This window comes from Glaciimonas sp. Gout2 (assembly GCF_035018905.1).
GTDB lineage: Bacteria > Pseudomonadota > Gammaproteobacteria > Burkholderiales > Burkholderiaceae_D > Glaciimonas.
In genome coordinates, this window is record NZ_JASJXA010000004.1 from 184,114 (window position 1) to 204,172 (window position 20,059).

Sequence of the window (20,059 nt, forward strand, 5' to 3'; positions counted from 1 at the left end):
TGGTACTGACATTCAGGCATGCCGGAATGTCAGTACAGTGCCAGGATAATTCCCGATTAGAAAGACTTTAATGACTATACGCACCATACAAGTAGCGCTTCATTCAGCCTTCTATGCAGCTTCTCATGCAGTGGTTCAGGTAACCATTGTCGGCGTGGTACTGGCCGGTGCAGTTGGCACCGCAAGCGCAGCCGATGCGCCTCCTTATACAGTGGTAAATGGCAATCAAGTCGATAGTAATACGCTCAAAGGCTGGCATACATGGAGAGCGATGGCATGTGAACGTTGCCATGGCGCCAATCAACAAGGTCTGGTCGGCCCGGCGCTGGTGGATAGCCTTAAAACCATGACTAAGGAAGACTTCAAAACCACGGTGCTGCTTGGCCGAATGGAAAAAGGCATGCCCAACTTCAATGGCAGTAAACAAGTTGTCGATAATATCGATAATCTTTACGCATTCCTCAAAGGGCGTTCCGACGGTGCTATTAATACAGGTAGCTTGAAGGAAATTCCAAAGTGAAAAACCCCCAAGGTTCAGGTCTAGCAGACCAGATATCTGTGATCGGTCGTCCCGCCAAATTCTGGCGCTTGGGTGCGGTCGGCGCTCTTTTGGTAACGGCTTTTGCCGTGATTCCGGCGCATGCCGCCGATCCGGAGCCGGAGCAAGATAAAGTGTTGCGGGTCTGTCAGGACCCGAACAACATGCCTTTTTCTAACCGCGATTTAAAGGGGTTCGAGAACAAGATTGCGGAACTTTTCGCGAAGGACTTAGGCTGGAAAATTGAATACACGTGGTATCCGCAGCGGATGGGCTACATACGTAATACGTTGAAAAAGAAGGTGCCGGATTCGGATAAATTTGAGTGTGATCTGGTGACCGGGGTCGCCGTTGGTTTTGACATGGGGGCAACCACGCAGGCTTATTATCACTCGACTTATGCGATGGCCTACGTTAAGGGCAAGGGATTTGATGACATCAAGTCGCCGGATGACTTACTGAAGCTCGACCCGACTAAACTCAAATCGCTGAAGTTAGGCGTTTTCGGGCGTTCACCGGTGGTGGACTGGTTGCTCAAAAATGGGCTAGCGGATCAGATGGTGTCTTATCAGACCCAAACCGGCGATCCAGATCAATATCCTGGAGAGATCGTGGAAAAAGATTTGGCAAGCGGCAAGATTGATGTTGCTTTTGTTTGGGGACCCATTGCCGGTTATTTTGCGAAAAAATCGCTCGTACCGATCGTAGCAGTGCCACTGAAATCGCAACCGAATTTGCGGATGGACTTCAGTATTGCCATGGGGACGCGTTATGGTGAAAAGGAATTCAAGGACCGTATCGATCAATTAATTATTAAAGATCAGAAACAAATTACAGCGATTCTTGAGCAGTATGGCGTGCCGTTACTTGATACGCAGGGTAATTTATTGATGACGGTGAAATAACCGCTATTGATTCTCTGATTCATATGTGCTGGCGTGTGGATATGAAGATGAATGAATCAGCAGGCGGGCTGTTTATGTTACGTGCGCTCCGATCAGCGTTAATTGTTAAGGACTCACAGATGCAAATTTTTTTCGGACATCGGCTTAGCGCAATCCGAGAACTGATGTGCGTGGCCTTTTTTGTCCCCACAGTCCTTGTAATGTCAATGTCAGTGTCATTGGCCGCACCTGCAGAAACCGCGGCAACATCGAGGCCCTCAGCGCCGGTGCAAGAGATTTCTCCTGCTGAGGTAATGCTGTTCCAAACCGATCATTTAAAAAATATACGCATGCCCGTCGACCTCACTTATGCCTACAGGAAAGTGAATGAAAGCGGATCTGCTGTGGATGATCAGATTCACGTGGATGTGACCAAAATCAATCCCGATGGATCGTCGACAGTATCGCTGCGGTTCTTAACCGGAACCCGGAAACTGGAAATTCCGAAGGTGGAAAATTCAAGAGGAAATCCTTTATTACTGGGTTTTTTAGAATGGGATATCGGCCAGATGAAACAAGAGACTGGCGGTTCGACAAACTATTTCCGTAAGCGGATTCGAATGGCGCTGGCAGATACCGCACAAGTTCGCCCGATCACGTTTATGTACCACGGAAAAAAATTGGATGGCCAGGAGATTAGTATTCAGCCGTACCGCAACGATCCCATGCATGCGCGCTTTGAAAAGTACGTCAACAAGCGTTATGTATTTATATTAAGTAGCCAGATCGCAGGTGGCGTGTATCAGATAGGATCGTCTTTGTCGGGGGTTCTGACTGATGTATCGACCCAGCGAAAAGTCGGCCAAATGGAGGAATCCATAACCTTGGTTAAGGAAGAAAAAAGTAAACGTTAAATCTTTTAACGCGTTTTTGATCGATCTACAATCGATTACAAACAAGATATCTTTGAATGGCCGCGCATGGACCAGCCCTCTACAATTAAAAAAACGGTGTCCCCATGAAAGTTTTTTTGTTTGACTATGCGTCAGGCGGTGGCCTCGCGCACCGCGCTCTGGAACATACTCACATGCATCAGAGCGAGATAATAGTGCGCGCTTTGATGACTGATCTTTCCACACTTCCTGGCATCAACGTCACCACTACCTTGGATGCCCGTTTACTGGAAATCGATCTGGCGCAGTCCGCCAACGTCATTCCTATATCAGGACAGGTCGAATCGCATTTCAACGATTGTGTAGAAGACGCTGATGCCGTATGGCTGATTGCGCCGGAAGCCGACGATATATTGGAAACCCTGTCGCGTTCAGTGTTGTCGCATAATCGTATTTTATTGGGGTGCACGCCGGAAGCTGTTCATGTGTCCGCCAGCAAGTTACGTACTGTCCAGATATTGGCCGAAGCAGGTATTCGAACCGTTGATACTTATACGATAAGCGATGATTTTCCGACGCAGATCGTGCCTTCGGCCTGGGTAGTTAAGCCTGACAAAGGCGCTGGTTGCCGAAATAGCCGGATATTAAGCTCGCCTCTCAAGGCGCTCGCATGGATCAGAGAAAATAGCGAGGATGACTTTATCATGCAACCCTTCATTTCTGGACAACCGTGCAGTCTTTCGTTGATTTGCTGCAACGGCGTAGCGCGGGTGTTAAGTTACAACAAGCAGCGAATCGCCGTACGAGATAACCAATTGTATTTTCTTGGTAGCACGATCAATAGTTTCACGGATATTAGCGGAGAGTTGGACCGATTAGCGCAAAGGATTGCGGCTGCTATTCCCGGTTTGTGGGGCTTTGTCGGTGTTGATTTTATTCTCACGGATACGGGGCCGATAGTGCTTGAGGTGAATCCCCAAATGACTACCTCATGTGCCGGATTGCATGCATCAATTGGTTGTAATCCGGTGGCACTTATTCTTGATTTATTGAACGAAACTGGGGCGGAGTCGTTATTAAGGACGACGCTTAAAGCGGATGCCGTGAGTATTGATGTCGCTGCATTCGATGTTCACTAGTTCTATACTATTCTCAAGGCAGATTTGCTCTGTTTAAAAAAATAGCCGGTTGCGTTAAAGCGCATCCGACTACATTTTGATGATCATAAGTCTTGGTGTGGAGTGTTTATAGCGATATTTTGTCCAAATCCTTGACGTCCAGTCGACGCATTTTTCGATACAGGGTATTACGGCTCATCTTGAGTTGTTTTGCCAATGTGGTGATGTTCCAGTTATGTTGTTCCAACTCCTGGATAAGTGCATCTCTTTCCGCATTCTCCAAGGGGTTGCGGACGACTTCCAATCTCATCGCGCAATCACAAGCAAAGTCGCAATCGCAGCCTGGAACACGCAGCGGTCCCGTGTAAAATCCCGCTGGCAGGTCGCAGATGGAAAGCACGTCGCTTTCACGCAAGGCAATCATCGTGCGTAAAAGGTGGCGCATTTGGCGAATATTTCCCGGCCAGCGATGGTGATCAAATACCGACAAAAGTGCGTCATCTATTTCGACATTGTCGTCGCCACCACCTTCTTTAACCAAAAGATGTTTGATTAACGCATGTCGGTCAGTGCGTTCGCGCAGCGGTGGAAGCGTAATGGTCAAGCCAAGCAGTCGATAATATAAATCTTCACGGAAAAGATTCTGGGCAATTTTTTCCTGAAGATCACAATGCGTAGCGCTGATCAGCCGGATATCTAATTTGATGGGTTTGTCCGCGCCGAGCGGCATGACTTCTCGCTCTTCTAAAACGCGCAGCAACCGCGCTTGAAGGGACATCGGCATGTCGCCGATTTCATCGAGAAAAAGTGTTCCGCCATTCGCCTGAAAAATCTTGCCGCGTTGACCGTCTTTGCTCGCACCTGTAAATGCGCCGGATTTATAGCCGAACAATTCACTTTCTATCAAGGACTCTGGAATCGACGCACAGTTAATGGCAACAAAAGGTTGCTGTGCCCGACTGCCTGACAGATGGGCGGCCTTGGCGTACATTTCCTTACCGGTTCCGGTTTCACCGCACAGTATCACGCCCACATCGCGCTCCAGGACGCGTTTGGTGGCCTGAACGTTGGTGGCCATCACCTGGTCGCCAAAATGCAGCTCATCGAGCGCACAGCGGGCGCTGGAAGCCTCTTTGCATGCGTCGCGCTTTAGGGTCGCCATGCGCGATGCGCCATGCGTCGGTTCCGGTGGATAGATCACCGCGAAATAACGTGCGCCGCTGCGAACTTCAAAAATAGGTGTCGGGTGGAATGCTTTTTTCAGGCTGCTGTCCAGCAATCCCGATAACGACACATTAAACAATTCCGTAATATTGCGGCCGTAGATATCGGCAGGCGAGCGAACGCCAAGCTGGAATTGCGCACAGCGGGTCGCGGCCAAAATAGTGCCCGCGCCATCGAATGCAATAGCGCCTTCGCTTAATGTGCCGACGAATTCAGGCCGGTTATGAAAGCGTACGATGTATTCTTTATTGAACTGTTGCAGGAATACACGATTTTCAATCATCTGCACGGACATGTTGACCAGCGCCAACGTATGTTGTTGCGCCAATCGCGATTCGCCCGAAGCATCCAGTACCGCCAGCACATCGCCTTGATGATTACAAATAGGCGCAGCGGCGCAACTGATACCGATGTTCCGCACCAGATAGTGTTCGTTTTGATGCACGATAATGGGTTTTTTTTCGACCAGACACGTCCCCATGCCGTTAGTACCTTGCAAGCGTTCGCTCCATACTGCGCCTTGCATGAGGCCAGTTTTAGACGCCGCATGGGTGAAGCTCGGATCACCAAAATAATTGAGCAGTACGCCATCGCAATCCATCAGCATGATCGCGTAGCCAGATCCCGCTAACTGCTGATAGAGGTTCGCCATTTCTATTTTTGCGACTTGCTGAACATCAGCTAAGCGTGCCTGTCGCTCCTGCAATTCAACATTGCCGATGACGACAGGTTCGTCGCAGTTATCCGGGTCCAGACTGTATTCGTTCAGACATCGTATCCACGAATTAACGATCGGATCTCCGATCATATGGCCATCCGGTTGCATGCCTCTTTGGACAACCGAACGCACGTGTTTAACGTGGCTTGCGGTAACTACTGTCATGCTGTCTCCTCTTACAAACATCTGATGACGGCTTCGGAATTCTTTCCGTCAGATGCCTATTTTTTTTGTGGACTGTTTTTTGCTTATGTCGGGTATAACGAACCCGTATGTGTCATCGCAATTTTTTATTTGTCACTGAATACTACCCTAACTACGGGGTAAGCAGGGGCGAAGTGTTTTTAAGTTGTAAGACTGGGATGTGCAAATTACGGAGCAGTGCGGGGATTTATTGATGCAGAAGCGTAGCAATTAGTATCAAGTTGCATACAATGGTGAGGACGTCTTGCGCAGTCAGAAGACGTCTTGCCACTGAATGTGGATTGCGCGTAGCGATTTAATATCGTCGTATAGTCGTTACCGCGTTGAATTGCCTGCAGTATGGAGTAAAACCAACTGCTGGAAAGGATGGGACGCAAATGCGGACGGAATTGCGGCATTTTCAGCCAACATTTAGCCGATTTCCATTTGTCTCCTTTTGCGGACAGCAGAATACGTCTATTGAATATATTGGAGCCACCTGATGAAAACGAAAGCCGCAGTCGCATGGAAAGCCGGAGCGCCGCTCACGATTGAAGAAGTTGATCTGGCTGGACCGCGAGAGGGTGAAGTACTGGTCGAAATTAAGGCCACCGGAATTTGCCATACTGACTATTACACGCTCTCAGGCGCAGACCCTGAAGGAATTTTCCCGTCCATTTTAGGCCATGAAGGTGCAGGAATTGTGGTGGATGTCGGCCCCGGTGTTACGTCGGTAAAGAAGGATGATCACGTTATCCCTCTATACACCCCGGAATGTCGTCAATGCAAATTTTGTTTATCACGGAAGACGAACCTATGTCAGGCGATTCGCTCGACCCAAGGTCGTGGTTTGATGCCGGATGCGACATCACGTTTTTCGATGGATGGAAAACCGCTTTTCCACTACATGGGAACCTCGACTTTCTCCAACTACATCGTCGTACCAGAAATCGCATTGGCAAAAATCCGTGAAGATGCGCCATTCGATAAAGCATGCTACATCGGCTGCGGTGTGACAACCGGTGTCGGCGCGGTGGTTTTCTCAGCTAAAGTCGAAGCGGGCGCAAACGTGGTCGTGTTCGGACTTGGCGGTATTGGGCTGAACGTGATTCAGGGTGCCAAGATGGTCGGTGCTGACAAAATTATCGGGGTCGATATCAATCCGGGTCGCATAGAAATGGCGCGTAAGTTTGGTATGACCCATTTCGTGAATCCGAAAGAAGTCGCCAACGTGGTTGATCATATTATCCAATTAACCGATGGCGGCGCGGATTACTCCTTTGAGTGCATCGGCAACACGACCACTATGCGGCAAGCGCTGGAATGTTGTCACAAGGGATGGGGGCAGTCATACATCATCGGCGTTGCAGCAGCAGGGCAAGAAATCAGCACGCGTCCGTTCCAACTGGTTACCGGACGGGAATGGAAAGGTTCCGCTTTTGGTGGTGCACGCGGACGTACAGATGTACCGAAAATCGTTGACTGGTATATGGAAGGCAAACTCAACATTGATGATTTGATCACGCATACCTTGCCGCTTGAGCGGATTAATGAGGGCTTCGATCTGATGAAAAGCGGTGAATCGATTCGATCCGTTGTGTTGTATTGATCGTGGCGAAAGAAGCGCAAATGCCTACTTCAACACTTGAGATCGTCAGCGAACACGCCTGTTTTGGCGGGGTGCAACGGTTCTATAGCCATCACTCTAAAGAAATCGGTTTGTCTATGCGGTTCTCAGTATTCCTGCCGCCACAGGCGCGTGACGGCAAGGTTCCCGCCTTGATGTATTTAGCGGGCCTGACATGCACTGAAGAAACTTTCATGACCAAGGGCGGTGCGCAGCGGGTGGCGGCAGAAAAGGGTTTGATGCTGATTGCGCCGGATACCAGTCCGCGTGGCGCCAATTTTCCGGGTGAGGCAGAAAGCTGGGACTTCGGTCTCGGCGCGGGGTTTTATGTGGATGCTACAGAAACGCCGTGGAAGCAGCACTATCGGATGTACAGCTACGTGCTGGAACTGCTTGAATTGATCAAGGAGAACCTTCCGGTGCAGCCTTCCAGTATTGGTATTACTGGTCACTCAATGGGCGGCCATGGCGCGCTGGTGTTGGCGCTGCGCAATCCCACATTGTTCAAATCGGTATCGGCATTCGCACCGATTTGCGCACCGATACAGTGTCCATGGGGCGTGAAGGCATTCTCAGGATATCTCGGAAGCAATCAACATACCTGGCGGCAATACGACGCTAGCCTATTGATGGAACAACAGACCGCGCCGTTTCCTGGCGGAATTTTAATAGATCAAGGGTTGAACGATAAGTTTTTGCCGAGCCAACTGTTTCCCGAAGCATTTGAAGCAGCGTGCGAAAAGGCGCGCCAGCCTTTGGAGCTGCGCAGGCAAGCTGGCTACGATCACGGCTATTACTTTATTTCGACATTCGTCGAGGACCATCTGCGATTTCACCACCGACAACTAAATGGAGCCGCCCGGTAAACGGCAAAACGATATCCATCCCATTTATTAACAAGCTGTTCACAACCATAAAATCCACTAGGAGAAGCTTCATGAATACTTCAGTCAAGATCCATCCAGCCGTAGATAACGGACTTAAGCCAGCTGCAGCTGGTTTCGATGGTGGCACCATTTCTTGCGCCTGTTCGAGCAACAAGGTGGAAGTTGCCCTTAAAGGTCAGGTTGCGCATAATCATGTGTGCGGTTGTTCGAAGTGCTGGAAGCCGGACGGTGCACTGTTTGCACAAATTGCGGTCATCTCCCGCGACAATGTAAGCGTCACAGCAAATGGCGACAAACTAGCCGTTGTCGATGCAAGTGCTGCTATTCAGCGGCATGCTTGTAAAGAGTGCGGCGTGCACATGTACGGTCGCATTGAAAATACGGGACATCCGTTCCATGGCCTGGATTTTGTTCACACCGAGCGCTCGACAGCAAGCGGATGGGCACCACCGGAATTTGCGGCATTTGTGTCGTCGATTATCGAAGCCGGCGCTAAGCCAGAGACAATGGGTGCGGTCAGAGCCAGATTGGTTGAACTAGGCTTGCCTCCTTATGATTGCCTGTCACCGCCATTGATGGATGCTATCGCCACGCATACCGCCAAAGCTAAAGGTTTGCTGCAATAATCTTGATTGCTGCAGGCGCGTCCTGCTGCGGCAGCATCCTGGGTTTGCATCACCATGCGCGGTTGTGCGGGTGATGCATTACCAGCATGGTGAAATAGTGCTCGGCTGAGTTGCTTGGTTAAGTTGGTTTGAGTTAAGTTAAGCAAACCGAGCGGCCTCTCACTATCTGAATCTATACCGTAGTTGAAAAGCGTTCGCGATAGACTTTTGGTGTCACGCCGATTTTTTTCTGAAAGACGCGGCGCATTTTTTCTTCTGTACGAAAGCCGGTCTTCAGCACGATTTGCTTTAATGCAGATGTGTTTTCTTCCAGCATTCTTCGTGCCACTTCAAAGCGTGCACTTTCTATAAACTCTGCCGGACTTTCTGCCGTCTCACGCTGAAATACACGCGCAAAATTGCGTTCGCTCATGGCTATTCTCGCTGCCAGTTTAGGAATACTCAGATCGTCATCAAGATGCAACATAATCCAGCTTTGTAACTCGCGGATCGTTGGATGGGTTGTCATCTGGCTCGAAAGATGCACGCTAAACTGTGACTGACCGCCCGGTCTTTTTAAGTAGATCACCAGATCACGTGCGACTTCGAGCGCAATCTCACGGCCAAAATCTTCTTCCACGATGGCTAATGCCAGATCCATTCCTGCGGTCACGCCAGCGGAAGTCCAGATATTTCCCTCTCGAATAAATATCGCATCTGCATCGACTTTTATAGCCGGATATTTTTTGCCCAATCGTTCCGAAAAGCGCCAATGCGTGGTGGCACGTCGACCATCTAGCGCGCCGCCTTCAGCCAGGAAAAAGCTGCCCGTACATAATGCCGCCAAGCGCTGAATTTTTGGTGCAGCATTGGCCACCCATTCGACAATCTCCGGCGAATCCTGCAACGATTTTTCGATATCAGGCGCACCAACGATGATGGCAAGATCCGGCAATGCAAGCGTGCTGATGGCTTTTGTCGCCTCGAGCGACATGAGCGTGTCGGACACGATCATGCCGATTTTGGTCGACGCAATCGCGACTTCATATCCCCCCGACAATTGACGTTGACGCAGGCAAGTATTGGTATAGTCAAAAACCTTCAAAGGCCCAATGGCTTCGAGCGCTTTAAAACCGGGATAAATAATAATGTCGACGGTGCGTGTTTTGGAAATCGGTACGTCATTGCGCATAATTGGTGGTTTATTCAAAACAGCCTTGACTGGGACGGTCTTGCAAAAGTCCTAAGAGTTGATGTGTTGTGACGGCCTCGCTATTTTAGCGGGTATTGGCGATCATGTAATGGTCGGGCTGGACGCGGGGAGAGCGAAGGGGCGACTCCACCTTTTGAGCATCGTGCTCATGTGAAGGCATCGGAAACGATGTTCAGCGTCGGACGATGGCGGCTGTAATCTGCGCACTCGTTTGGGCGGCAAATTCCTCGGCTATCAGGCCGAGGTGGTCATGTTATTTTTCGATTGTCAGGGCGTTGGGCGCTTTGCCGCTTGGCGTGCCATTGGCAAAGCGTAGCGAATTGGCGTCGGTACGAAACAGGATCGGTTGCGTTGTATGTTGCGGTGCGCCGATCTTTTGGTTGGGTTGCGCGTGCAGGACGATTTTTTGTAAGTCGCCATGATGCGGGGATTTGCTACACACGGGATCTGCATTGGTCGCATCGCCAGTCAGGGCCAATGCCTGGCAGCGGCAACCACCGAAGTCTTTCTTTTTATCCGGGCAACTTTGGCATGGCTCTTTCATCCATCCGTCGCCACGATAGCGGTTGAACGCATCGCTGTGATGCCAGATGTCATGCACGCTGTCTTGCAGCACGTTAGGGAAATCAAAACCCGGCAATGATTTTGCGGCATGGCAAGGCAATGCCGTGCCATCGGCGGCTACAGCCAAAAATACGGATCCCCAACCATTCATGCACGCCTTCGGGCGCTCTTCAAAGTAATCGGGCACCACGAACAAAATACGCAGCTTATTGCCAATCTTGGCGCGATAGGCATTGACCGTTGCCTCGGCGCGCTCGAGTTGTTCGCGCGATGGCAGCAAATGGGCGCGATTGACTAAACCCCAACCGTAATACTGGGTGTTGGCCAGTTCAAGATATTCAACATCCATCTCGATCGCCATCTCGATAATACGGTCGACATGATCCAGATTATAGCGGTGCAATACGACGTTGAGCACCATCGGATAATCGTATTGCTTGATCAGTTTTGCGACCTTTGATTTTAGATCAAAAGTCTTGGTACTGGTCAGGAAATCGTTCATTTCCTTGGTCGAATCCTGAAACGACAACTGGATATGGTCCAGTCCCAACTCCTTCATGCGGGCAATACGCGGCTCGGTCAAACCGACTCCGGAAGTAATCAGATTGGTGTAAAAGCCTAGCCGACGACCTTCTCCAATCAGTTCTTCCAGATCGTCCCGCAGCAATGGTTCGCCACCCGAAAATCCCAATTGTGCCGCGCCTAATTTACGCGCCTGACGCATGACGTCGAACCATTGTTCGGTTGTCAGCTCATTGCGATTTTCTGCGTAATTCAACGGGTTGTAACAAAACACGCAGTGCAGCGGACAGCGATAGGTGAGTTCTGCCAGCAACCATAAGGGCGGCGTTACGACGATATTTTCGACCTGCTGAACTGGCTCGGTTTGCTGCGTTAATTCGGTCATGTTGATCACCTTATCCAGCCTTGTGCATCAGCTGTATGTAAAAAATTTTCTACATCGGCTAGCAAATTTTGCATGCCGAAAGTTGTCTCCAGATCGCTGACAATAGCGGCACAATCACGCTCACCATCGCACCGCTTCAATATTTCGGCAGCGCTTTGATTCAGCTTCACCATGCCTTCCGGGTACAACAACACATAGTTGTTCTGCGCCTCTTCCCATTGCAATCGAAACAGTTTGGATAACTTTGGCTTCTCGGGAAAAGTGTTCATAGTGATATCAATGGTGATGACAGAGGTTGCTTAATCGGTTGGATTGACTGCCGATATATTTTTACGGAAATCAAGGCAGTGATGGATAGGCTTTATCAATCGCGTCCAGCATTGACCATAAAATGTCGAGCTTCAGCTGCAAAATATCCAGCGCACGATCTTGCTGCACGCGGGTAGTAAAATGATCTAGCGTGACTTCAAGCCCATGCTCGACATCGCGTTCGGCCAGCGAAATCCGGCTACGGAAATATTGCAGACCAGTCGTTTCTATCCATGGATAGTGTTGCGGCCAATTTGCTAACCGGTCCTTGTGGATTTTCGGCGCAAACATCTCTGTCAGCGAAGAGCATACCGCCTCTTGCCATGGTGATCGGCGGGCAAAGTTGAGATAAGCGTCCACCGCAAAACGCACGCCCGGAACCACATATTTCAACGACCACAGATCTTCGCGTGAAATGCCAACCGCTTCGCCAAGCGCGGTCCATGCTTCGATGCCGCCTTCATTCTCTTCCCATCCATCATGATCAAGTATCCGCAATACCCATTTACGTCGGGTTTCGCGATCATCGCAATTTGAAATAATTGCGCCGTCTTTTTGCGGAATGATGATCTGATAATAGAACCGATTGGCGACCCATCCGCGGATCTGATCGTTGGATAATTCGCCGTTGGTCATCTTGACGTTGAACGGATGATGAATATGGTATCCAGCACCTTTGGCGCGTAATTGCGCCTCGAATTCTGTACGGTTCCAGGGCGCTGCGACTATTGCCGCAGTGGCTTCTCGCGTGTTGGCGTTCATAGCGTAATCTCCATACCGTCAAATGCCACTTCGATTCCGTGTTGCGTCAAAGTTGCGCGCTGATGCGAGTCTGCATCCAGAATAGGATTGGTATTGTTAATGTGAATCAGAATTTTGCGGGGCGCTCCGATAGCATCCAGCACTTCAATCATGCCGCCGGGACCGGATTGCGGCAAATGACCCATATCAGCTGATTTCTTTTTAGAAAATCCCAGCGTGATCATTTCGTCTTCTGTCCATAAAGTGCCATCGACCAATACGCAATCTGCGCTATGCATCGCCGCCTTGATGTGTGGTTCCAGCTGGCCCAAACCGGGTGCGTAAAACAATTTTTTCCCGGTAGCGATCTCTTCGATCAACAGCCCGATATTGTCACCTACTTGCGGTTGCTCGCGATGCGGGGAATAAGGCGGTGCTTTGCTTTTGAGTGGCAGCGGCGTAAAGCTAATACCTTCGATGCCTGGAATTTGTATCGCTGGGTAGTGCGTGAACTGATTGTTGGTTGGCAATGGATGCCATTGGACGCCGCAGTAATGCGACAACACATGCATTAACGGCAGTCCTGTCGTGAGGTCGTCCCAGACAGATGGTGTGCAATAAATGGGTAGCTGCTTGCCCTCGCGCAGCATCAATAATCCGGTGACATGGTCGATTTGTGCATCCATCAACACCACCGCTGCAATACCGGAATCACGTTTGTGACGGTTCGGTTGTAGCGCTGGTGTGTTGCGAATTTGAGTCAGTATATCGGGTGATGCGTTGATCAATACCCAATCGGTATCGTTGGCTGAGACAGCAATCGAAGATTGCGTACGCGCTGTTGCGTTGATGGTGCCGTTACGCAGGCCGTTGCAATTATGGCAATTGCAATTCCATTGCGGGAAACCACCACCAGCTGCCGAACCTAATACGATGATTTTCATGTGGAGAAGGTATTAAGCGAGGATTTAATAGGGAAGCAATTCAATAGCTAAATTGGCTGTCTTGATGCTGGTGATACGTACTATGCAATACAAAGTAATACAAAGTTGGGGTGAAGAACGGCGATTGCGTTAACAATCGCCGCAAAGCCTAAGTTGCAAGGCTCAATTAACGATTTGCAATGTACATCGTGATTTCAAAGCCAAAACGCATATCTGTAAAAGCAGGTGTAGTCCAGTTCATGTTTAATCTCCAGTTGTTATTAAAAAATACTACGGGTTGCTACTGTGGTTGCTACGGTAAAACTTTATTCCATTCACTCTCAGCGGGACGCTGATATTAAGGCAATCATCTAAATTTAGAGCAATTTTCATGCCCAAAACTTTGTTCCTTCTAGCAGAAATCGGTGATTGTCTGATATCACTAGTCTTGCGTAAATGTTATCAATAGGAGTTGAACTGCTCGCCTATTTGATACGGTACGGTATTGTCTCAAACTGTATCGAATACGCGTAATTACCACGTAACGATATGACAACAAGTGGTTATTCAATTGCGCACAAATAATATTCATATGTTCGAAATTGACACAGTCGTTCCGCCAACTGTTCAATTATCGGACCAGAAACATGACACTATCCGACCATCTTAAAGTCAGGCGATTGGCAGTTCCGCCGTCTCGAATGGTTTTATAAGCAATGTTGTCGATCTTAACCGACCGATCGACGATTCCTAGTTGATATTAGCAATGTACTGCGACAGGTTGATGATGTCATCGTCGGTCAGGTTCTTGCTTACGGCCGTCATATTGCCCGCATCATTGGTGCGATTGCGTGCTCTGAAATCCGTCAATTGCTTCACTATGTATTCATAGTGCTGTCCGGACAGTTTTGGAATTTCATTTTGTCCTTTCATTCCGCCCAAGTGACACATGGAACACAACACCTGTTCTGCTTTGGCAAAACCCAGTTTTACCCGAGCCGGATCAGCGGTGAATTTAATCGCTGTCGGTGTTTGCGCCGCAAAATAGGCTGCCAAATCCTGCATGTCTTCCTTCGATAGATTTGCCGCCATTGGGCTCATCATCGGGTTCACACGCGCACCCTCTTTAAAATCTCGTAGTTCCAGATACAAGTAACGCGCATTTTGTCCTGCAAGCACTGGAATCAGAGGCATAACCGAATTGCCGCCTGCTCCATGACAGGCCATGCAGGTCTCGGCTTTTTTCTTACCCGCTTCGATATCAACGGCGTGACTCTGAATGGAAAGCGTGGTCAACACCGCAAAAATTATATGGGAAGCTTTCATGTGTTTCGTATCCAAAATGATCTTGTAGAAGGAAAAGAGACCGGGCCAGGGGTGGATGCGGTCTCTATTTCCGTTATTCAACAGCAATTGTCGTGCCTAATGCCTGTTACAGATCACAGATTACAGACCAAACACAAAAATACTATTGCCGCGTTTGAAATCCATTTGTGAATTACCGCCTGCAGCAACGGCGATGTATTGCTTACCGTTGACTGAGTACGATACTGGTGGTGCATTCACGCCCGCGCCGCACTGGAACTTCCAGAGCAGTTTGCCGGTTTTTGCGTCGTAGGCCTTGAACCAGCCATTACCTTCGCCTGCAAACACCAGATTGCCAGCAGTTGCCAACGCGCCACCGATCATTGGTTGGTCGGTTTTTGCTTGCCATGCGATCTTGCCGGTATCGATATTCACAGCCGTTACGTTACCCGATTGCTCTTCGCCAGCTGCGTTTTTGAACGCGCCGCCAAGCCATAGCTTGCCGTTTGGATAGTTCGATCCATCAACCTGATAAGTCATCGGTTGATTCAGATTCAGCGCATAGGTCAAACGTGCACCTGCGTTGTAGGCCATTGGCGACCATTCAACACCACCATTTGCGCCCGGCAACATGCGTGCACCGGTGGCAGTAGGCAAAGTCCACATGTTTTCTTGTGGAATCATCGCATCTGAAAAACGAATCAAACTACCGTCCCGACGATCATGCACGTAGACGTGACCAGTTTTGCCAGCGTGTACGATTGCAGGAATCATCTTGCCGCTCTTGTCTTTAACATCGACCAGAATCGGTGGGCTTACAGCATCCAGATCCCATACGTCGTGCGCGATGTACTGGAAATGCCATTTGTATGCACCGGTATCAAGGTCGATGGCGACCAGTGAATCAGTATACAAGTTGTCGCCAGGGCGCTCTGCACCGTATAGGTCAGGCGATGGATTGCCGACTACGAAGTACACCGTCTTAGTGGCGCGATCAATTGCCGGAGTAGTCCAGACACCGCCGCCCAAGGTTTCATGGAAGTTGGATTTCTTGGCAAACGCGACTTTTTCAGCAGCGATGTCACGGTGCATATCACGGCCGGTTGCGTCGTTTTTCGCCCATACGCCTTCATGACCTTTTTCTGGAATGGTGTAGAACGTCCAGACCAGCTTGCCGGTATTAGTATCGAATGCTTTGACGAAGCCACGGATACCATATTCACCACCGTTTGTGCCGATCAGGACTTTACCGTCGATAACAGTTGGTGCCATTGTTTCGCTATAGCCTTTTTCAGGATCAGCGATTTCAGTTTCCCACAATAGCTTACCGGTCTTGGTGTCCAGCGCAATTAGCTTGGAGTCTAGTGTGCCCATATAGAGCTTACCGTCTGAGACCGCGACGCCGCGATTGTTTGGACCGCAACAGAACGTCGTCACTGGCCCCATCTTATGTTTGAAATGCCAGAATTCCTGACCGGTGACTGCATCAACTGCGTACACGTGGTTATAGGCGGTGGTCAGAAACATGACGCCATTGACCACAATTGGCGCAGTTTCCATCGACTCAACAACAGCAGTCTGGAAAATAAATTTAGGCTTCAGTGTTGCAACGTTTTTCGAATTGATTTGCGCAGATGGATAAAAGCGCGTCTGGCCGTAGTCGCCATTCGTGTGCAACCAGTTTTTGCTGTCTTTCGCAGCACCATCCAGCATCGCTTGACTGACGGGAGCCAGCGCTTGCGACATTGGCGGTATTTTGATACCGGCACCGCCTTCGGTTTCTTGCCCGCTGGACATTCCTGCGGCAACTATCATGCTTGCTGCCAGAGCGAATTGCCCTATTGTTTTATAACTTGAAATACGCATTACTATCCCCTTGGTAAGGTTGCCTATGCAACACAAATTTTTACTTTTGATTATGCTTTTTTTTTGTTAAAACATTTTGAGTATCAAAAAACAGACAGTGATTTGCCTAGTTCTTAATTCTGTTTTGGCATAATATCCCTATTTCATATTGCAATGTATTAAAAATAGAATGATGAGCTTAATAGCTAAATTCTATGCATCCGATACAACTAACAGGAACAAAACATGCGCGTAGTTCGATCAATCACTTTTTCAATCATTTTTTTAATACTAGGATCGGGATGGCTGAACGCCGTCCATGCCAACGACGAGCAAGTGGACTTGAATCGCCAGGCTTTAGCTGCCGCTCGAAGCGGAAATGCAAAAACGTTCAAAGAGTTTATCGAACTTGGGGCATCGCCCAATACGCGCAATAGAATCGGCGACTCGCTATTGATGAGTGCCATCAAAAACGGACAAACGGACATCCTTCTAATGCTGATAGAGCGCGGGGCGGACGTTAATCTGGCAAACGTTGCGCGGGTGACGCCTTTAATGGCTGTCGCTTATTATGGTCGGCCTGCCATGGCGCAGATTTTGATCGACAAAAAAGCCGACGTCAATGCGGTCGATCAAATGCACAAACCCGCCATGGTCTACGCGGCCGGTACCGGACAGACCGAGATCGTAAACATGCTGTTAAAGACCGGCGCTACCAGCGGCATTAAAGTTAATACAGTGTATCCAAACGGGCTTACCGCGCTGATGTGGGCTAGCGGTGCCGGTCACCTAGCGACGGTTCAAGCACTGCTGGATCAGGGTGCAGACGTGAACATGGTCGACAACCGTGGCAAAACCGCATTGCAGATGGCAGATGAAAATAGCCAGCTGGATGTCGTCAAACTGCTAAAACCACTGTAAACAACTCTCATTGGGTTGCGTACGCATTACCGGAAGTATTGGCGTTCCAATACTTCTTGAGCGCAGCGCAGTTCTTCCGTATCCAACGCGCATTCCACATTTTTTACCGACTAATGTGTCACGTATTAGTCACGTAATGAAGATGGGGTACGCGATTGAAAGTGTTGCTTTTTTTTGAATACTTTTGCTTAGCCCAGCAGTATCCCCCACTTCACCGTTATGAAGCTTTTCTGCCGAACGTTATCTGGTCGGCATGGATATTGCATAAAAGAATGATTGTTGGCTCACGTTATACAATTGTGGGTCGAAAACACAACTAAAAAAAAGACAAATAGGAGATTAAAAGATGGCGCATTGGAAATCTTTACCCGGCGCAAGTGAACTTGCACTCGGCAGCGTCCTGCTGATGTTACAAGGCCCCGTTTTTGCCGCTGGTGGTGCAGTTGTAGCCGATGAGAAGTTATCCGAGATTGTTGTTAACGGAACCACGCCGCTTCCTGGCCTCGGTTTGCCATTGCGCGACGTTGCCGCAAATATACAAACAGTCGCGGGAAAAGAGATTACGCGTCAACACGCTGGCAATATCACCGAATTTTTGGAGCAAAACCTGAATAGCGTCACGATCAATTCGGCGCAAGGCAATCCGTACCAGCCCGACGTCAATTATCGTGGCTTCACCGCATCGCCACTTTTAGGCACGCCACAAGGTCTTTCTGTGTTTCAGGACGGTGTGCGTATCAATGAGCCGTTTGGCGATGTTGTCAATTGGGATTTGTTGCCACAATCAGCTATTGCGAACCTGCAAGTAATGCCGGGTTCGAACCCGGTATTTGGCTTAAATACGCTCGGCGGTGCGCTCGCGATCACAACCAAAGATGGTCGAAATAACCCGGGCGGTCAGGTCGAAGTCTCTGGTGGATCGTTCGGTCGCAAGACGGTAGAAGTGGAGCAGGGCGGAACGGTTGGCAATATCGATTATTTTCTGACTGCCAACGACTCAAAAGATAAAGGGTGGGGCGATCACAATCCGAGTAGCGTAAAGCAATTTTTCGGTAAGCTCGGTTATCAGGACGCTGACACAAGGGTCGCGCTCAGTTTGACGGCGGCTGACAATGACTTGCAGGGTACGCAAACTATCCCGCGCGCATTTTTAAATAATCGCCGTCAGGCCTATACCTTCCCGGACGAAAACATCAACCGTGCGCAGCTTTGGAATTTGTCGGCGAGCCACTTCTTCAATGAAAAATTGCAGTTGTCGACCAATGCGTATTATAAAAACTACCATAACAATAATATTAGTAGTAACGTCAATGGGGACTACGACGCCGTTAATAATCCGGTGCCGGCTAATAATACCCGTTCGGTCATTGACCAAGGCAGTTATGGTTTCGGGGCGCAACTAAGTTATTTGGGTAAGCTGGGCAACATGAATAACCAACTGGTGGTTGGTGTATCCGGCGATTTTGCTAATTCACGCTTCAAGCAATCAAGACAGGATGCTGATTTCACTGCTAGCCGGGATACGATTGGTCTGGACGCCTTTATGTCTGGAACTGACGCCAAAACCCATAATAGCAATCTCGCCATTTTTATTTCCGATACATTAGCGCTCAACGACCAATGGTCATTGACCGGCTCTGGTCGCTATAACTATGCACGGGTGAATATTAGTGATCAAACGGGTAATCAGCCATTATTGAACGGGAAAAATACGTTTACTCGTTTTAATCCCGGCGTTGGCCTGACGTACAATCCGAGCCCGGCGATCACTGCCTACGCCACCTATAACGAAGGCATGCGCACCCCAACTGCGATCGAACTGGCTTGCGCCGATCCAAACGCTCCTTGTTCGTTACCGAACGATTTCATCGCCGACCCTGCATTAAAGCCGGTTATCGCCAGAACGGGTGAATTTGGTCTACGTGGAAAATTGGGTCCCGTATCCAGCTGGAGTGCTTCGATATTTAGAACCGCACTGGATAACGACATCCAATTTATCAGCAGCAGCGGCGCATCTGCCAGCACCGGATACTTTCAAAATGTGGGCAAGACCCGTCGGCAAGGAGCAGAAGTTGCAGCCCATACGATGGTCGGACCAGTCGGCGTGACAGCGAGTTATAGCTATATCGATGCAACCTATCAGACCGGCTTCGACGAGCACAGCGCCAGTAATTCAAGCGCCAGTGCAGCGGGTGTTATCACCGTCAATCGCGGCAACAAGTTGCCGGGTATTCCAGAAAATACCCTCAAGCTGCGCTTTGACTATGCACCAACGTCAAGCTGGAACATTGGTACTAATGTGGTCTACCGCAGTAATGTTTATGCGCGTGGCGACGAAAATAATCAGGATACGAACGGCAAGATTCCTGGCTACACAATGGTTAATCTTGACACCACGTATTCGCTTACCAAGCAATTGCAAATCTTTGCTCGGATAGATAATTTATTTAATCGTCAATATGCAAATTTTGGCGTTATCGGTCAAAATTTTTTCAATGGGCCAGGGCATTCGTTTGACGGTGGCAGTATCTCCAACGAGCAATTTATCGGCCCAGGCGCACCGCGTGGTGGTTGGATCGGTTTGAGATACTCGTGGAGCTAATGGCGGCTTCATGTCAAAGTCGTCTGAATCTTCCATCTGATTATTCTGCTAA

The 20,059-nt window shown here is 49.3% G+C and carries 18 protein-coding genes; 9 read left to right on the forward strand and 9 right to left on the reverse strand.

Annotated elements, in window-relative coordinates:
* Window positions 1-70: 70 nt before the first annotated feature.
* The 4 genes from QN379_RS05355 to QN379_RS05370 all read left to right on the forward strand — a co-directional run bounded on the left by QN379_RS05355 (window position 71) and on the right by QN379_RS05370 (window position 3,454).
* Window positions 71-520 carry a cytochrome c gene (locus QN379_RS05355; RefSeq protein WP_322233778.1) on the forward strand — a complete coding sequence of 150 codons (450 nt, stop codon included), beginning with the start codon at window positions 71-73 and terminating at the stop codon, window positions 518-520.
* A complete protein-coding gene (locus QN379_RS05360; RefSeq protein WP_322233775.1) occupies window positions 517-1,443 on the forward strand; it encodes a substrate-binding domain-containing protein in 927 nt (308 codons plus the stop codon). The genes QN379_RS05355 and QN379_RS05360 overlap by 4 nt, the downstream gene beginning before the upstream one ends.
* A gap of 119 nt (window positions 1,444-1,562) precedes the next feature.
* Window positions 1,563-2,336 (forward strand): hypothetical protein, encoded by a 774-nt coding sequence (locus QN379_RS05365; RefSeq protein WP_323506168.1) that lies wholly within the window; start codon window positions 1,563-1,565, stop codon window positions 2,334-2,336.
* A 104-nt stretch (window positions 2,337-2,440) separates the two neighbouring features.
* Entirely contained in the window at window positions 2,441-3,454 is a 1,014-nt protein-coding gene (locus tag QN379_RS05370) for an ATP-grasp domain-containing protein (protein WP_322233768.1), read from the forward strand.
* Between the two features lie 106 nt (window positions 3,455-3,560).
* Here QN379_RS05370 and QN379_RS05375 read toward each other — a convergent pair whose 3' ends face one another.
* Entirely contained in the window at window positions 3,561-5,540 is a 1,980-nt protein-coding gene (locus QN379_RS05375; protein WP_323506169.1) for a sigma-54-dependent Fis family transcriptional regulator, read from the reverse strand.
* 520 nt (window positions 5,541-6,060) lie between these two features.
* On the opposite strand from QN379_RS05375, the gene QN379_RS05380 reads away from it, so the two are divergent.
* The 3 genes from QN379_RS05380 to gfa all read left to right on the forward strand — a co-directional run bounded on the left by QN379_RS05380 (window position 6,061) and on the right by gfa (window position 8,698).
* Entirely contained in the window at window positions 6,061-7,167 is a 1,107-nt protein-coding gene (locus tag QN379_RS05380; RefSeq protein WP_322233762.1) for an S-(hydroxymethyl)glutathione dehydrogenase/class III alcohol dehydrogenase, read from the forward strand.
* A 20-nt stretch (window positions 7,168-7,187) separates the two neighbouring features.
* Window positions 7,188-8,051, forward strand: a complete 864-nt coding sequence (gene fghA, locus QN379_RS05385; protein WP_323506170.1) for an S-formylglutathione hydrolase — start codon at window positions 7,188-7,190, stop codon at window positions 8,049-8,051.
* A 71-nt stretch (window positions 8,052-8,122) separates the two neighbouring features.
* Entirely contained in the window at window positions 8,123-8,698 is a 576-nt protein-coding gene (gene gfa / locus QN379_RS05390) for an S-(hydroxymethyl)glutathione synthase (RefSeq protein WP_322233758.1), read from the forward strand.
* A 172-nt stretch (window positions 8,699-8,870) separates the two neighbouring features.
* Here the strand turns inward: gfa and QN379_RS05395 are convergent, their stop codons facing one another.
* The 8 genes from QN379_RS05395 to QN379_RS05430 all read right to left on the reverse strand — a co-directional run bounded on the left by QN379_RS05395 (window position 8,871) and on the right by QN379_RS05430 (window position 16,505).
* Entirely contained in the window at window positions 8,871-9,869 is a 999-nt protein-coding gene (locus QN379_RS05395; protein WP_322240281.1) for a GlxA family transcriptional regulator, read from the reverse strand.
* A gap of 274 nt (window positions 9,870-10,143) precedes the next feature.
* Complete coding sequence (gene pqqE / locus QN379_RS05400; RefSeq protein WP_323506171.1) at window positions 10,144-11,361, reverse strand: pyrroloquinoline quinone biosynthesis protein PqqE; 1,218 nt, start codon at window positions 11,359-11,361, stop codon at window positions 10,144-10,146.
* Window positions 11,362-11,366: 5 nt separating this feature from the next.
* A complete protein-coding gene (gene pqqD / locus QN379_RS05405) occupies window positions 11,367-11,630 on the reverse strand; it encodes a pyrroloquinoline quinone biosynthesis peptide chaperone PqqD (protein WP_323506172.1) in 264 nt (87 codons plus the stop codon).
* 70 nt (window positions 11,631-11,700) lie between these two features.
* Entirely contained in the window at window positions 11,701-12,432 is a 732-nt protein-coding gene (gene pqqC / locus QN379_RS05410) for a pyrroloquinoline-quinone synthase PqqC (protein WP_322233752.1), read from the reverse strand.
* Entirely contained in the window at window positions 12,429-13,355 is a 927-nt protein-coding gene (pqqB, locus tag QN379_RS05415; RefSeq protein ID WP_322233750.1) for a pyrroloquinoline quinone biosynthesis protein PqqB, read from the reverse strand. The genes pqqC and pqqB overlap by 4 nt, the downstream gene beginning before the upstream one ends.
* 166 nt (window positions 13,356-13,521) lie before the next feature.
* Window positions 13,522-13,596 (reverse strand): pyrroloquinoline quinone precursor peptide PqqA, encoded by a 75-nt coding sequence (gene pqqA / locus QN379_RS05420; protein ID WP_322240279.1) that lies wholly within the window; start codon window positions 13,594-13,596, stop codon window positions 13,522-13,524.
* A 488-nt stretch (window positions 13,597-14,084) separates the two neighbouring features.
* The gene (locus QN379_RS05425) at window positions 14,085-14,660 is read right to left on the reverse strand and encodes a c-type cytochrome (RefSeq protein ID WP_416186850.1); all 576 of its coding nucleotides are present in this window, start codon (window positions 14,658-14,660) and stop codon (window positions 14,085-14,087) included.
* A 120-nt stretch (window positions 14,661-14,780) separates the two neighbouring features.
* Complete coding sequence (locus tag QN379_RS05430) at window positions 14,781-16,505, reverse strand: pyrroloquinoline quinone-dependent dehydrogenase (protein ID WP_416348522.1); 1,725 nt, start codon at window positions 16,503-16,505, stop codon at window positions 14,781-14,783.
* Window positions 16,506-16,730: 225 nt separating this feature from the next.
* Here QN379_RS05430 and QN379_RS05435 point away from each other — a divergent pair, with 225 nt between their 5' ends.
* Together QN379_RS05435 and QN379_RS05440 are read left to right on the forward strand one after the other, a co-directional pair.
* Window positions 16,731-17,405, forward strand: coding sequence for an ankyrin repeat domain-containing protein (locus tag QN379_RS05435; protein ID WP_322233746.1), 675 nt, complete (start codon window positions 16,731-16,733; stop codon window positions 17,403-17,405).
* A 406-nt stretch (window positions 17,406-17,811) separates the two neighbouring features.
* Window positions 17,812-20,007, forward strand: coding sequence for a TonB-dependent receptor (locus tag QN379_RS05440; RefSeq protein WP_322240275.1), 2,196 nt, complete (start codon window positions 17,812-17,814; stop codon window positions 20,005-20,007).
* Window positions 20,008-20,059 lie beyond the last annotated feature (52 nt).

Coding starts and splice junctions, on each gene's coding strand:
- QN379_RS05440 (WP_322240275.1), top strand. CDS start 17,812: ATGTTACAAGGCCCCGTTTTTGCCGCTGGTGGTGCAGTTGTAGCCGAT.
- QN379_RS05395 (WP_322240281.1), bottom strand. CDS start 9,869: ATGCGCAATGACGTACCGATTTCCAAAACACGCACCGTCGACATTATT.
- QN379_RS05430 (WP_416348522.1), bottom strand. CDS start 16,505: ATGCGTATTTCAAGTTATAAAACAATAGGGCAATTCGCTCTGGCAGCA.
- pqqE (WP_323506171.1), bottom strand. CDS start 11,361: ATGACCGAATTAACGCAGCAAACCGAGCCAGTTCAGCAGGTCGAAAAT.
- QN379_RS05435 (WP_322233746.1), top strand. CDS start 16,731: ATGCGCGTAGTTCGATCAATCACTTTTTCAATCATTTTTTTAATACTA.
- fghA (WP_323506170.1), top strand. CDS start 7,188: ATGCCTACTTCAACACTTGAGATCGTCAGCGAACACGCCTGTTTTGGC.
- QN379_RS05365 (WP_323506168.1), top strand. CDS start 1,563: ATGCAAATTTTTTTCGGACATCGGCTTAGCGCAATCCGAGAACTGATG.
- QN379_RS05380 (WP_322233762.1), top strand. CDS start 6,061: ATGAAAACGAAAGCCGCAGTCGCATGGAAAGCCGGAGCGCCGCTCACG.
- pqqC (WP_322233752.1), bottom strand. CDS start 12,432: ATGAACGCCAACACGCGAGAAGCCACTGCGGCAATAGTCGCAGCGCCC.
- gfa (WP_322233758.1), top strand. CDS start 8,123: ATGAATACTTCAGTCAAGATCCATCCAGCCGTAGATAACGGACTTAAG.
- pqqB (WP_322233750.1), bottom strand. CDS start 13,355: ATGAAAATCATCGTATTAGGTTCGGCAGCTGGTGGTGGTTTCCCGCAA.
- QN379_RS05375 (WP_323506169.1), bottom strand. CDS start 5,540: ATGACAGTAGTTACCGCAAGCCACGTTAAACACGTGCGTTCGGTTGTC.
- pqqD (WP_323506172.1), bottom strand. CDS start 11,630: ATGAACACTTTTCCCGAGAAGCCAAAGTTATCCAAACTGTTTCGATTG.
- QN379_RS05370 (WP_322233768.1), top strand. CDS start 2,441: ATGAAAGTTTTTTTGTTTGACTATGCGTCAGGCGGTGGCCTCGCGCAC.
- QN379_RS05425 (WP_416186850.1), bottom strand. CDS start 14,660: ATGAAAGCTTCCCATATAATTTTTGCGGTGTTGACCACGCTTTCCATT.
- QN379_RS05355 (WP_322233778.1), top strand. CDS start 71: ATGACTATACGCACCATACAAGTAGCGCTTCATTCAGCCTTCTATGCA.